Genomic DNA, 14,045 nt, shown 5'->3' with positions numbered 1-14,045 from the left:
ATGAGAACAGCCTTTATTAACGGAAAAATTTATGTAGAAAGAGATCACTTTGAAGAAGCACTCCTCGTAGACGGCGAACACATCGCTCTCGTAGGAACGACAGAAGAAGTGAAAAAAGAAGCGGCAGACCGTGTCATCGACCTCGAAGGTCGTACGGTCATTCCAGGACTTCACGACTCCCACGAGCACCTTTTAAATATCGGTAAGATGCTTTCGATCCTAAGACTCGGTGATGTCAGAAGCATCGATGAACTCATCAAAGTTTCTAAGAAATTTATCGAAGAGAATCCCGAAGTCAAGGAAGCTGGACTCTACGGTCGTGGCTGGAACCAAGACTACTTTACCGATAAGAGAATGCCTTCAAAAGAAGATTTAAACGAGATTTCAAGAGAGATTCCGATCGTCTTTACGCGTGCTTGCGGTCACATCAGTGTAGCAAACGACAAAGCGCTCGAAATGAGAGGCGTCGACGAGACGACAGTCGTAGAGGGTGGAAATTTTGAAAAGGATGCAAACGGAAAGCTCACCGGAATCTGTCAAGAAAATGCTGACGGATACATCCGTGAGATCTTCCCAGAGCCAAGCTATGAAGAGCAAAAGAGCCGTTTCCTAAAGGCCATGGACTACGTAAGCCGTCAAGGACTCACTGCGGTTCAATGTAACGACACGTATGAAAATAACTGGCCCGTACTCGTTCGTGCTCTTAAAGAGATCGAAAGAGAAGGAAACATGAAGGTCCGCTACGGCCACCAATTTAACTTTGAACATCCTGATAAGCTCAAAGCCTTCTTAGAAGAAGAGGCCAAGGGCCATAAGAACGAATACACAGACATGCACTACCTCAGTGCATTAAAGCTCTATAAGGACGGATCTCTTGGTGCAAGAACCGCTCTCATGCGTAAGCCTTATCACGACGATCCATCCACAAAAGGCGTCGAGACCATCACAGACGATCGCATGATCGAACTTGGAAACATTGCAAAAGAGTACGGCTTCCGCACCGTCGTTCACGTCATCGGTGACGGCGCTGTAAAGCAGACCATCGATGTCTTAAAAACGGTCGGTCCAGAAGGAAACCCAAACCGCTCTGGTCTCATTCACGAGCAGATTACTGACGTCGAGCTCTTAAAAGAAGTCGTCGCAGCAAACCTCACAGTTTACTATCAACCGATCTTCTTACACTACGACCTACACATCACAGCAGACCGCGTAGGCGATGAACTCGCAAGCACAAGCTATGCCTTTAAGACACAGCAAGACCTAGGTGCACATACTTCCTACGGAACAGACGCACCGATCGAAGACTCCAACCCCTTTGCAAATATCTACTGTGCTGTAACAAGAAAAGACATGTCCGGATTCCCTGAAGGTGGATGGTATCCGAATGAGTGTGTCGATGTTCAAAGAGCCATCGATAACTACACACTAGAGAGCGCCTACATGGTTCAGATGGAAGACAGACTCGGCCGCTTAAAGAAAGGTTACCTTGCAGACCTCGTCGTCCTAGACCGCGACATCTTTACCGTTTCCTCGGATGAAATTAAGGATATTACGCCAGTTCTTACAATGGTCAATGGAACAATTAGCTACGAAAGGAACTAGATGAAAGACTTTACACTACTAAAAGAGGAGCCCATAAGAGAGCTCAATGCCCAAGGGCTCCTCTTTATGCATAATGAAACAAAAGCAACCGTTCTGGTCGTAAAAAACGACGCCAAGAACAAGACCTTTGGTATCGGTTTTAGAACACCTCCTACGGATTCTACAGGTGTTCCGCACATCATCGAGCACACCGTATTAAACGGTTCGAAGAAGTACCGCGTAAGAGAGCCCTTCATGGATCTCTTAAAGGTTTCCATGCAGACCTTTTTAAATGCCATGACCTTCTCCGACATGACGATCTATCCGATCTCTACGATGAACGAGACCGACTACTTTAACCTCATAGACGTCTACCTCGATGCTGTCTTTAACCCTCTCATCTACGAAAACAAGAACATTTTCTACCAAGAGGGTTGGCACCACGAGCTCTTTAAAAAAGAGGATGACATTGTACTAAAAGGCGTTGTCTACAACGAAATGCGCGGTGCCTACAGTTCACCCGAAGATCAGATATATAATGATATTGGAATGGAACTCACGCCAACAGGAACGTATTCCCACGAATCTGGTGGATACCCCTATGACATTCCCAATCTAACCTACGAGAGCTTCTTAGATTTTCACCGTAAAAACTATCACCCGGGAAACTCATTATCTTTCTTCTACGGTGATGTCGATGTCGAGCGCTGTCTTTCAAAACTTCAAGAGTTTTTAAAGGACTTCAAAGCACCGACGACAACCATTTCCGTCGAGCCTTCAGCACTTCCTACAAAAAAGGTAGAAAAGACCATTCCTTTCCAGGGCGATGAAGAGAGTGATGCTAGTAAGTCCAGCTACTTAAGCTTTAGCGTAAACGTTGGCGATGGAACAAATCCAAAGGAGCGTTTTCTCTGGAGCGTCCTTCAAAAAGCTCTCATTCAGAGCGATGCATCACCGCTTAAGAGAAAGCTCTTAGACCATAAGATTGCTGAAGACATCCTTCCCTACGAATCGGGTGATTATCACTTACACTTTGGTCTCGTTGCTAAAAATGCCAACGAAAAGGATGCAGCTCGTTTTGAAGAGCTCATCCTAGAAGCTCTACAAGAGATCGTAGAAAATGGACTTGATAAGGATCTTTCGAGCGCTACCTTAAATCGCCTCGAAATCGAACAGCGTGAGCTCGGTGGAACGTATCGAGGTATCTATGCCTTCATTCATTCCATGTATGCTTTCCGCTATGATCAGTCACTCTTCGATCAACTTCGCTTCTACGATACGTTAGAAGAAGTACGTAAAGAGATTGAGGAAGGAGTTCTTGAAAAGCTCATTAAAGAGAGAATTTTAGAGAACCCCGCTAAGATTCTCTTAACACACGTACCGAAGAGCGATCACTTTGAGAAGATGGATCAAAAAGTAAGAGAAGAGCTCAAAGCGAAAAAGGATCGAATGAGCGATAAGGAGATCGAAGAGCTCATTCGTCTGAATGAAGAATTAAAGGCTTTCCAGGAGACAGAAGACTCCGAAGAAGCCAAGGCTTCGATTCCAAAGATCGACTTAAAAGACATTGAACCGACGATTACGCCAGTACAGATGGAAAAGGAATCGATCGATGGTGCAAACGTTCTCATTCTTCCTATGAGTTCAGGTGGAATGGATTATCTGACGCTCGGCTTTACGTTAAAGCACTTGAGTGAAGAAGAGCTTTCTGATGTAGCTGTACTCACTGAATTACTAGGTAAGCTCGATACAGAGAATTACGGCTTTATGGACCTTACAAAGGCACTCCATCAAGCGACGAGTGGACTCATGTTTCAAGCGAGAGTGCTTCGATCAGAGGATAACTTTTTCCCCGTACTCTTTGTAAACACCAAAGCGATTCACTTAAACCTTAAGAAAATGATCGCTCTTGTAGAGGAAGTCCTCCTTCGCACCAAGCTCACTGATAAAGAGCGTATAAAGGAAGCCTTGTTAACGGCTCGCTCGCTAAAGACCATGGACTTCCAAAGCTCCTCTGGTGTTCCAATGATGCGCGTCAACAGTCAGTTCTCACTCGCTGGAAAGGTGAGAGAGATCCTTCAAGGACTTTCTACTTTAGATCGCATCGAAGAACTCATTGAGGATCTTTCCGATCGTGCATTGGAGAGCCTAGAAAGCACCTTAAAGAAGGTCTTTTCGAAAGAAAATTTAACGGCTGCGCTTGTAACCGATGAAGAGCATCAAGAGGAATATAAAGAAGCATTCCTTCCACTTCTCAAGGCCCTTCCTAGCTTTGAAGTAAAAGACTATTCCTACTCCTTTGAACCAAACATTAAGCAGGAAGCCATTACGACCAACGGTATCGTCCAATACGTCTCCATGGGTGGAAACATGAAAGGGGAGGGAATCAAGCACTTTGGTTCCGTTGCTGTCCTTTCAAACCTTCTAGATAACGACTACCTTCACAACAAGATCCGTGCGCAAGGTGGTGCTTATGGTGCAGGAATTGCCATCGAACCCGATGGAGATCTACGCACGTATAGCTATCGAGATCCAAACTTAAAAGAGACGATCGAAGCGTATCAGAAGATGGGTGAGTACTTAAAGAATCTACCGCTTTCAGAAGCTGATGTAAAAAATATGATTCTAGGTACGATCACTCGCTTTGATCCACCGCTCGATAGTTCAATCTTAGGAGACCTCATGGTCACTAGAACACTTCTCGGTTCGACCAAAGAGAGCATTGAAAAGAAGTTACAAGATGCTCTTTCGACGACGAAAGAAACGATTCAGTCGTATGGAGAGGAAATCGAAAAAGTGATCAACGAGGGAGCGCTTGTAGTTCTCGGTTCACCTTCGAAGATTGAAAGCGAAAAAGCACTCTTTACAGATATTAGGCCACTAAGATAGGTCCTCATTTGAGGGCCTTTTTTTCTTTTAAGTCTTTGTTTCAGGTGTTTTAAGAAAAAATAAAATTCTTTATATTGTATACAAATCATGCTATAATACCGTTATTCTCTAAACAACATAGGAGGAATGAATGAACGAAGAGAATAAAATACAAGAACTAGCCAGTGAAAAGACGGAGTTTAAACGTGAAATCGGTCTGTTCGGTGGCGTAAGCATTCTAGGTGGAATCATGATCGGTGGAGGTATCTTCTACCTCGGTTCCTACGTGCTTCAAAGAACGGGCTTCAGCTTAGGATTATCCCTACTTTGCTGGGTCATCGGTGGTATCGTTTCTATTCTTGGCGGCCTTTGCTTTGCAGAACTCGGTGCTATGATGCCTAAAGCCGGTGGAACGACCGTATACCTAAACGAAGCATTTCACCCACTCGTCGGCTTCTTAAGTGGCTTTAACAGCTGGTTAATCGGTGGTCCTGGTTCCCTTTCAGCAGCAGCTTTAGCGCTCGCAGCAATGTTTCACTTCTCTGACACCAACGGAAAAATCTTTGCAACTGTTATCATTTTAGCTTTTACTGCATACAACTACTTTGGTATCAAGATGGGATCTATTCTACAAAACGTCACCATGATCGCTAAGCTCATTCCGATCTTTATCATCATGCTAAGTGCTCTATTTATGGGTAAGGTACAACCAAACTTAGCTATGGTACCACTAGATGGACCAGTTGGTCTTGGAAAGATGATCAGTATGATCTCCTTTGCAACGATTGCAACACTATGGGCTTATGAAGGTTGGACAAACCTAAACAGCGTAGCAGAAGAAATTAGAGAGCCAAAGAAAAACCTACCTCTCTCGATTATTCTCGCTATTGGTAGCATTACGCTCCTCTACACGGTCTTTAACTTTGCAATCTTCAAGGTTCTACCTATCGAAGAGATCAAGGCTATGATCACGAAGAAGGAATACTACCTCGGAACAGAAGTTGCCCTACGTCTTCTCGGTGGAATCGGTGGAACGATCGTTTCTGTCGGTATGATCATCTCCATGCTCGGCTCCATTAACGGCATGTGCCTTGCTTTCCCGCGTGTTTACTACGCAATGGCAGAAGAAGGTCACTTCTTTAAAAGCTTTAAAAAGCTTCATCCGAAGTACAAAATTCCAACTGCTCCACTTATTGCACAATGCATCATTACACTCATCCTCATCTGGGTGCGTAGCCTCGACCAGCTTACAAGCTTAGTCGTCTTTACAAGTATTCTCTTTAACGTACTCGTCTTTGTTGCCGTAGCTGTTCTACGTAAGAAGTATCCAGACATGGAAAGACCTTATAGAGTTTGGGGCGGAATGTTTACAATCGTCCTTACGATTCTCATTAACGTCGGCCTCATGGTCAACACCTTCTTAGAAGACCCTGTTACAGCACTTATCGGACTCGTCGTACCTGCTGTAGGTATTGGAGTTTACTTCCTCTTTGATAAGAGAGTTAAATCAGAACGCGCATAGGAGGTCTTATGAAAACCGTATTTTTGAATGGCAAAATCTATCTTGAAAGAGATCGTTTTCAAGAGGCAGTTCTCGTAGAGGACTCCGTCATTCAATGCGTTGGAACAACTGAAGACATTAAGAAACTATCAGACGGTGCTAATGTGATCGACCTTAAGGGAAAGACAGTTCTTCCAGGTCTTATCGATACACACCTTCACCTCATCTTTACAGGAATGGGACTAAGTACTGTAAATATCAGCTCCTGTACTTCCATTAATGATCTCGTAGAGACGTGTAAGCGCTTTATCGAAGAGCATCCAGAAGCTGTAAAAAACGGTATTCACGCTGGAGGATGGAACCAAGACCTCTTTACCGATGAAAAGCGTATTCCCAATCGTCACGATCTCGACCGCATCAGTACGGAGATTCCGATTGTCTTAGACCGCGTTTGCATTCACATTTGTGCTGCCAATACGAAGGCCATTGAGCTTCTAGGACTCACTGGAGATTCGCCCCAATATGAAGGTGGAACCTTCGAGATCGAGGATGGATATCCGAATGGAATCTTTAAGGAGAATTCGCTTCCTTACATCCACAGTGTCATTCCAAAGCCCACGAAAGAAGACGTAGAGCGCATGTATCTACAGGCGATGGAATACTGCATGAACTACGGTATTACGTGTGTTCACAGTAATGACATTGGAGAAGGTCCTGCAAAGACCGACGATGTCTTTAAGCTCGTTCATAAGGTCTATGACGAGAAGAAAGCAAAGATCCGCTATCATCATCAGCTTCGCCTAGAAGATCCTAAGGAATTTAAACGCTACACGGAGACGGAATTCGTCTCAGGCGATTACTCCAATCCACTTCTTACATTAGGGCCCCTAAAGTGCATTAAAGACGGCTCCCTTGGTGCAAGAACGGCGACCATGAGAAAGCCTTATGCAGATGATCCGGGTAACTACGGTGTAGAAGCGATGAGCGAAAGCATTCAACGCGAACTCCTAAAGATCGCCAAGGACAATGGCATTCAAGTTGTAACCCACGTCATTGGAGACCGTGCTGTCTCCGATACGGTAAGACTCTATAAAGAATTTATGACAGAAGGTAACCCTGAGCGCTTTGCCCTCGTACACTGTCAGATTACGGATAAAGAACTACTCGATGAAATCACAAAGGCCAACATCTACGTACTCACACAGCCGATCTTCTTAGATTACGACATGGCTGTCGTAGAGGATCGCGTAGGGAAAGAGATGGCTCGTACATCGTATGCCTTTAAAACACTCATTAAGGGTGGTTCACACGTAGCCTTTGGAACAGACTCTCCCGTAGAGGATCCTGATCCATGGATCAATATCTATACGGCGGTTACGAGAAAGAACAAAAAGGGACTTCCTGAACAAGGATGGAATCCTGAAGAATGCGTAGACATCTATGATGCGATCGATAGCTATACGATCGAGGGTGCAAGAGCGATGTTTAAAGAAAACGAACTCGGACGCATTAAAGAAGGATACTGTGCGGATCTCATCGTAGTAGATAGGGATGTCTTTACGATCGATCCGATGGATCTAAGAAACGTCAAACCACTTCTATCGATGGTTAACGGCGAGATCCTCTTTAATAACCTTTAAAAGGAAACGACCTACTCTACTGTAGGTCGTTTTTTCATGTTCATGTATAAGATGCCGGCTACGATAAAAAGGAGTGCCAAGGCATTTTTTAGTTTAAAGATATCTTCTTTCATAAAGAAGAAGGAACCTAAGACCCCAAAGACAGGAACGAGTGATAAAAGGATCGATAACTTACTCACATCGTGCTTCGATAGGAGTGCGGTCCAGATGGAAACGGCGAGTGCGCTTAAAAGCCCTAGGTAGGCCATAAGAGCGTAGGAAGTCGAATTTAATGGTATGAGTCGACCACCAAAAGAAACGCCCAGAATGAGGAGCCCTAGGCCTCCTATGAGAAGCTGCAGACTCGTAAGGTGAAAGGGATCGATCGAGGAGCTCGACTTCTTATTTACGATGACTCCATAGGAGTTACTTAAAGTAGCGAGAAACATGAAGACGTCTCCAAAGAGCGTCGCATGTTGATCGCTTCCCCCGAGGTTTAAGGTGATAATGCCTAAGACACCGAGGCCGATCGCGATGAGCTTCCTTTGGTTTAAGGGATCGTCCTTTAAGAAAAAGTGTGCGAGGACGACGGGTAAAAAGGAGTTAAAGGAAGCGATGATGGATCCGTGGACGGCAGACGTATGCGAGAGTCCGATGTAAAAGAAGACGTACTGAAAGAAGGTGTAGTAGAGGCTCACACGTAGGAGCTTCGGGACATCTTCTCTGTTTACTTTCGGGAATCCACGGCCGATTAGAAGGCCAATGATAAGTGTCAAGAGCCCTGCTAAACTGAAGCGCGTTCCAGCAAAGAGGAAGAGGCTAAAGATATTGGAGGGATCGACCTGAAAGAGAGCGAAGCCACTCTTTACGGCACCAAAGGCACTTCCCCATAAAAGACAGGCGAGGAGTGCAAAGAAAATCCAACGAAATTTTTTCATACAAATAAACTCTTTACTGCAAAGATCCAACCGACATAGCTAAAAAGACTTAAGACGGTGGTCGCCAATATAATCTGCTGACTGAGTGCGATGTCCCCTCCAATCTTCTTCGTCATGGTAAAGCTAAAGACGGCAGTAGGTGCTGCCATAAAGACCATTAGCGTCATCATCACGCGCTCCTCAAAACCTATGAGAAGGCCTACGAGAAGGACTAAGAAGGGAATGAGTAGAAGTCTATAAAAAGAGATGAAGGCGAGACGCTTTCGATTGTCTCTTAACCCAGAGAGCTCAAGACTTGCCCCAAGCGTTAAAAGAGCCAGGGGAGAAGAGATATTTCCTAGCATCGAAAGGGGCTTCATGATGAGGTCTGGAACGGGAATCGGGATAAAGAGAAAGCCAACAATCGTCCCTAAGATAAGAGGGTTCTTAAGAATGTTCGAAAAGATCTTGGACTTTTCCTTCTGTCCCTTTGCACTCTCTAAAGCGATGACACTAAAAGCGTTATAAAGAGGCATCGAAAGGACGAGAAGCACAGCACAGCGGTCGATCGCTGAAGGATCGTAGATGGCTGTGAGAATGGGAAAGCCTAAGATGACAAAGTTTCCTCGAACCATCGCTTGAACCATGACACCGCGCTTTAATCCTTCGGGTTCTACTCTTTTCATGAGGAACATCCCAAAGAAGAAGGTGAAGGTCACAAAGAAGCAAGCGACAAGCACCATGGGCAGGTTAAAGACGGATTTTAAATCGCTTCTTGAGATGGAGTAGAAGAGGTTTGCAGGGAGCAATACAGTAAAAACCAGGTCATTGAGACCTGTGAGCGCTTCTTCTGATAAAAATTTAAATTGTTTTAATAGAAATCCTATGCCAATCAGGATAAATACAGGGATAACGACCTGTACTCCGAGTAAGAAATTGTCTAAAAGCATGTTTTTCTCCTAGAAATAGAACAACTCGATTATACCATGCTATAATTAATTGACTACCCTATTAGGAGTAATGAATGAAAAAGTTCGTTATAGAAACGAGTCCGCCACTTCAAGGTGTGATTAAAGTCAGTGGTGCAAAGAACTCGGTCTTAAAAATATTGGCAGCAAGCTTACTCGCAGAAGGCGAATGCATCATAGAAGATGTACCAAATCTTCTCGATGTACACGTCATGATAGAAATTCTACGAGAGCTCGGTAGTGAGGTTCACTACTACGAAGAAGAAAACCGCATTACAACGAAGGTTATAGACCCAGAAAAGTATCAAGTGAATTACGAGCTCACGAATAAAATGCGAGCTTCGATTATTGTAATGGGTGCACTTCTTGCAAGATGCAACCGAGCAGAGGTTGCACTTCCCGGAGGATGTGCCATCGGTTCAAGACCCATAGACCTTCACATTAAAGGATTTAAGGCCTTAGGTGTCGATGTAAAGATGGGTCACGGATCCGTAAGTGGAACCGTCCAAAAGAGAATGAAGGGAAACAACATCTACTTAGATTTCCCGAGTGTCGGTGCCACAGAGAACATCATGATGGCTGCTGTAAAGGCAGAAGGCACGACCGTCATAGAAAATGCTGCACAGGAACCTGAAATTACAGACCTCGCAAGCTTTTTAGTAAAGATGGGAGCTGACATCTACGGAGCAGGAACATCTACGATTCGAATTAAGGGAGTAGATAAACTAAATGGTGTTCGCCATCAAGTCATCCCTGATCGAATTGAAGCTGGAACCTACATGGTAGCAACAGCGATTACAAAGGGTAAGGTACTTATCAAGAATGTCCTAGCGACGCACCAACGCCCTGTCATCTCGAAGCTTCAAGAGGCAGGTGTATACTTAGACATAAAGGACGAAGAAATCCTTGTAGATGCCACAAATGGCTTTCATGGAGTCGACGTCACAACACTTCCTTATCCTGGCTTTCCTACCGACATGCAAGCTCAATTTATGGTTCTCTTGACCCTTTGTAAGGGTATGCATGTAGTAAAAGAGACGATTTTTGAAAATCGCTTTATGCACGTCAATGAACTCATGCGCATGGGAGCCAACATCAAGCTCGATGGCTCGAGTGCCATGGTACAAGGAGTCGAGGAGCTCGAAGGAGCAGAAGTAAGGGCTACAGACTTACGAGCAGGCTCAGCGCTCATCATTGCAGGACTTGTAGCGAATGGAAGAACCGTCGTCTACGAACCCGATCACATCAATAGAGGGTTTGTGTCGATAGAAAAGAAGCTCTCTCAAGTGGGCGGAAGGATCTGGACAGAATGAGTAAATTTATCATAGAACAATCACCACCACTAAAAGGTGAAGTGACCATAGGTAGCTCTAAAAATGCCGTACTAAAAATCATGGGTGCAACCATCCTAGCAGAGGGCCCCTGTGTCATAGAAAACGTACCTGACCTCTTAGACGTGCACGTCATGATAGAAATTCTAAGAGCACTCGGTAGTGAAGTTGAATTTGACGTCGAATCGGGACGCATGACGACAAACGTCATCCATCCCGAAAACTGCACGATCGACTATGAACTAAGTAGTCGAATCCGTGCCTCAGTTACTATGATGGGACCGCTCCTTTCAAGAAACAAGACCTTTAAGGTATCGCTTCCTGGAGGAGATGCTATAGGCTCTAGAAAGCACGACCTACACCTCAAGGGATTTCATGCCCTAGGAGCCATGGTAGAGCTAGAACACGGAAACTTTGAAGCAACCGTAGAGGATGGACTTCACGGAGCGACGATCTTCTTGGACTTCCCGAGCGTCGGTGCCACAGAGAACATCATGATGGCAGCCGTAAAGGCAGAGGGTACGACCATCATTGAAAACGCGGCCCAAGAACCTGAAATTACAGACCTCGCAGGCTTTTTAAATAAGATGGGTGCAAAGATCTCAGGAGCTGGTACCTCGACCATTAGAGTAAGAGGTGTAGAGCACCTAAAGGGCGTTACCCACATGGTCATTCCAGACCGCATTGAAGCGGGAACCTACATGATTGCAACGGCTCTTACAAAGGGTAAAGTAACCCTTAAAAACGTTCTAGCGACACACTTAAGACCCATCATCTCAAAGCTCAGAGAAGCAGGTGTCATCATTGTAGAACGAGATGACAGCATCTTAGTCGATGCCACAGACGGATACACGGGCTTTGACATCACTACCTGGCCTTATCCAGGTTATCCTACCGATCTACAAGCTCCTATTATCGTGCTCCTTGCACTCTGTAAGGGAAGCTTCTCCGTAAAGGAAACGATCTACGACAACCGCTTCCAGCACGTCACAGAGCTTCAGAGAATGGGCGCAGATGTAAAGATTGAAGGAGCCATCGCATCGATTTATGGAGTCGATAAGCTAGAGGGAACAAAGGTTAAAGCAACCGATATTCGATCCGGTGCTGCACTGATCTTAGCGGGTCTCGTGGCAGAAGGAAAGACAGAAGTCTTTGACGCTTACCACGTAGATCGTGGATTTAGCGACATGGAAGAAAAACTCAGAGGTCTAGGCGCAAAGGTCTGGAAGGAAGAGTAGGATAGAAAAAACAGAAAATAAAATAAAGAATCAATGAAAAAAGGCTATCCCGTCGGATAGCCTTTTAAAGTCTCAATGTAGTGTGTTTTGAACTACACCAGATACAGCTAGATGTCCACCCACGATGGTTATGTGAGTGTAATTGTGTGCTGCTAAGTGATTAGCTACAGCTGTTGGTACATGGTCTTTAGTCGTTAAGAGGATCGGTGCATTGTAGGAAGCACTGACTGGCCCTGTTACGAGTGCATCTGAGAAGTTCTCACCGCTAACTAAGAATGCATGAGTAGCAGTTGGGAAGAACTCATTGGCAATGGCTACGCTCGTCTCATAGCGAGTTGCACCACTAACACGGTTTGCAGGAATTCCAAGTGCATTTACCGTTGAGTTACTAATAGCAGTCGTACCACCAATAACGATAGCTTCTTTAAACCCATGGTCACTTAAGAATTTCTCCGTAACAGCAGGGATCGAATCTCTTTGAACGAGAACGACGGGGAGACCAGCTTTTGCAGCATAGCTACTAACAGCGATGGCATCGTAGTAACTTTCGCCTGTTGCTATGATGACCTTACCTTGGTTACCATACTTAGCTAGAACTTGTTGAGCGATAAGAGTAGCTGTTTCATAGCGATCACCTCCACCGATGCGTGTTGCATTACTTACGACCTTCTGAAGCTGTGAGAATGTATTATTACTAACAGCGAGAGGTCCACCAAAAACGTAAGCATGTTTAGCTCCTAAGCGAGCAATTTCTCTAGCTACACGTGCATCGAGTGAAGCACCATCCGTTAAGAGAATGGGAGCATTCATAGACTTTGCAAGTGAGGCAACTTCCAGTGCATCAAATGGCATGTCAGACCGAGCAATGATAACTGCTGAAGCAGAAGCATATTGGCTCTGTGACACTTCGATGGCTGTACCGATACGATCATAACCGGAAATTCGATCGATAGAAGTCATCGGAAGTGGTGTCACGTTAATCGGACGATAGGTCGCTTCGATGGTTGTATGGAATCCGCTCGTTGTAACAACGCTTTGTGGATCAAAACGATTGTTATAAGTTACTTGACCAATACGTGTTATCCAACGATCAAATACGTAGCCAGGTGGAGCAGGATCTGCAGTAGCGACTACCTTCGAACCAGGGAGGTAGTTGCCATCACCTGAACCGTTTAGAACGGTGAGGCTAATGCTATATTGTAGTGCTTCATTAGCATACCAGGCCGTCATGGTTACGTCATGATCTGGCATGACAAAGGATGTATTAGCATCAAAAATGTTACTTAACACGAGGTTTAGATCACTTGAATGCCAGCCGTAGAAGATTTCACCAGCTGGTGCACTGTAAGCATCGATCCAAACGATATCTCCTGCTGCGTACCAGCCGTCACCAACACCGTTAACGACTTCTACGTAGTAGATAGGTACATACTGAGCAGTGAGTGTCACATCTTTTGCAGGCATCGTGTAAGAGGTTTGAGAGGCTGGTAGAATTGCCTCTGCTGTGCCATCATTAATCTTCCATCCTACAAACCGTTTATTCGTTGGAACTGTAGGAGCATTTAGCTGAACCGTTGTTCCAAAAGGAACCGTTTGAATTGTAGAAGCCACTCCGTTGTTAGGATTGATTGTAAGTGTATATGGAATGGGTTCTAGCACAGCCTTAACTGTTACGTTCGATGCAGGCATTTGGAAGGAAGCTGTATCTACTGGAACTGTGAATGGTGCGATGTTCTGATCAGCAGGTGTAACAGTCCATCCCTTTAATTGCATCCCTTCAGGAAGTGTCTCTGGAGGAGTGAGTGTAACGGTTTCATTTAAAGCTACTTGAGCCTTATCAGCTGTTCCATCAGTTGGTGTGATGTTTATGTTGAATAAGGTTGAAGCTGCTGTGTACTGCGCTGTAAGCGTCACATCCTTAGCTGGCATCGTGAAGGTTTCACCCGCTTTATAGGTCGTTGTACCATCACTCCAACCAACGAAGACTTGTCCTGTAGGAGGTGTGTCGATGTCAGGAAGCGT

The 14,045-nt window shown here is 45.0% G+C and carries 9 protein-coding genes; 6 read left to right on the top strand and 3 right to left on the bottom strand.

What is annotated here, in order from left to right; all coding sequences use genetic code 11:
- The 4 genes from ACUB3H_RS03735 (at position 1) to ACUB3H_RS03720 (ending at position 7,590) form a co-directional block, all read left to right on the top strand.
- Positions 1-1,602 (top strand): amidohydrolase, encoded by a 1,602-nt coding sequence (locus ACUB3H_RS03735; protein WP_459129316.1) that lies wholly within the window; start codon positions 1-3, stop codon positions 1,600-1,602.
- Positions 1,603-4,470 carry an insulinase family protein gene (locus tag ACUB3H_RS03730; RefSeq protein ID WP_459129315.1) on the top strand — a complete coding sequence of 956 codons (2,868 nt, stop codon included), beginning with the start codon at positions 1,603-1,605 and terminating at the stop codon, positions 4,468-4,470. It begins immediately after the preceding gene.
- Between the two features lie 130 nt (positions 4,471-4,600).
- Positions 4,601-5,971 carry an APC family permease gene (locus ACUB3H_RS03725; RefSeq protein WP_459129314.1) on the top strand — a complete coding sequence of 457 codons (1,371 nt, stop codon included), beginning with the start codon at positions 4,601-4,603 and terminating at the stop codon, positions 5,969-5,971.
- 8 nt (positions 5,972-5,979) lie between these two features.
- Positions 5,980-7,590, top strand: a complete 1,611-nt coding sequence (locus ACUB3H_RS03720) for an amidohydrolase (protein WP_459129313.1) — start codon at positions 5,980-5,982, stop codon at positions 7,588-7,590.
- An 11-nt stretch (positions 7,591-7,601) separates the two neighbouring features.
- On the opposite strand, the gene ACUB3H_RS03715 is transcribed toward ACUB3H_RS03720, so the two are convergent.
- Both ACUB3H_RS03715 and ACUB3H_RS03710 read right to left on the bottom strand, forming a co-directional pair.
- Entirely contained in the window at positions 7,602-8,507 is a 906-nt protein-coding gene (locus ACUB3H_RS03715) for a DMT family transporter (RefSeq protein ID WP_459129312.1), read from the bottom strand.
- Entirely contained in the window at positions 8,504-9,436 is a 933-nt protein-coding gene (locus ACUB3H_RS03710) for an AEC family transporter (RefSeq protein ID WP_459129311.1), read from the bottom strand. Before ACUB3H_RS03710 ends, ACUB3H_RS03715 begins: the two co-directional genes overlap by 4 nt.
- Before the next feature lie 74 nt (positions 9,437-9,510).
- Here ACUB3H_RS03710 and murA (ACUB3H_RS03705) point away from each other — a divergent pair, with 74 nt between their 5' ends.
- Positions 9,511-10,767 carry a UDP-N-acetylglucosamine 1-carboxyvinyltransferase gene (gene murA / locus ACUB3H_RS03705; RefSeq protein ID WP_459129310.1) on the top strand — a complete coding sequence of 419 codons (1,257 nt, stop codon included), beginning with the start codon at positions 9,511-9,513 and terminating at the stop codon, positions 10,765-10,767.
- Entirely contained in the window at positions 10,764-12,023 is a 1,260-nt protein-coding gene (gene murA, locus ACUB3H_RS03700; RefSeq protein WP_459129309.1) for a UDP-N-acetylglucosamine 1-carboxyvinyltransferase, read from the top strand. Before murA (ACUB3H_RS03705) ends, murA (ACUB3H_RS03700) begins: the two co-directional genes overlap by 4 nt.
- A gap of 72 nt (positions 12,024-12,095) precedes the next feature.
- On the opposite strand, the gene ACUB3H_RS03695 is transcribed toward murA (ACUB3H_RS03700), so the two are convergent.
- A partial coding sequence (locus ACUB3H_RS03695) for a cell wall-binding repeat-containing protein (protein ID WP_459129308.1) occupies positions 12,096-14,045 on the bottom strand: 1,950 nt, incomplete at its 5' end.

This window comes from Guggenheimella bovis, from assembly GCF_054492335.1.
The sequence above is the reverse complement of the archived record's forward strand: the minus strand, read 5'-3'. Positions and strand labels throughout refer to the sequence as shown.

What these genes read in the sequence shown, in the direction of transcription:
- ACUB3H_RS03735 (WP_459129316.1), top strand. Translation starts at nt 1, where the DNA reads ATGAGAACAGCCTTTATTAACGGAAAAATTTATGTAGAAAGAGATCAC.
- ACUB3H_RS03730 (WP_459129315.1), top strand. Translation starts at nt 1,603, where the DNA reads ATGAAAGACTTTACACTACTAAAAGAGGAGCCCATAAGAGAGCTCAAT.
- ACUB3H_RS03725 (WP_459129314.1), top strand. Translation starts at nt 4,601, where the DNA reads ATGAACGAAGAGAATAAAATACAAGAACTAGCCAGTGAAAAGACGGAG.
- ACUB3H_RS03720 (WP_459129313.1), top strand. Translation starts at nt 5,980, where the DNA reads ATGAAAACCGTATTTTTGAATGGCAAAATCTATCTTGAAAGAGATCGT.
- ACUB3H_RS03715 (WP_459129312.1), bottom strand. Translation starts at nt 8,507, where the DNA reads ATGAAAAAATTTCGTTGGATTTTCTTTGCACTCCTCGCCTGTCTTTTA.
- ACUB3H_RS03710 (WP_459129311.1), bottom strand. Translation starts at nt 9,436, where the DNA reads ATGCTTTTAGACAATTTCTTACTCGGAGTACAGGTCGTTATCCCTGTA.
- murA (WP_459129310.1), top strand. Translation starts at nt 9,511, where the DNA reads ATGAAAAAGTTCGTTATAGAAACGAGTCCGCCACTTCAAGGTGTGATT.
- murA (WP_459129309.1), top strand. Translation starts at nt 10,764, where the DNA reads ATGAGTAAATTTATCATAGAACAATCACCACCACTAAAAGGTGAAGTG.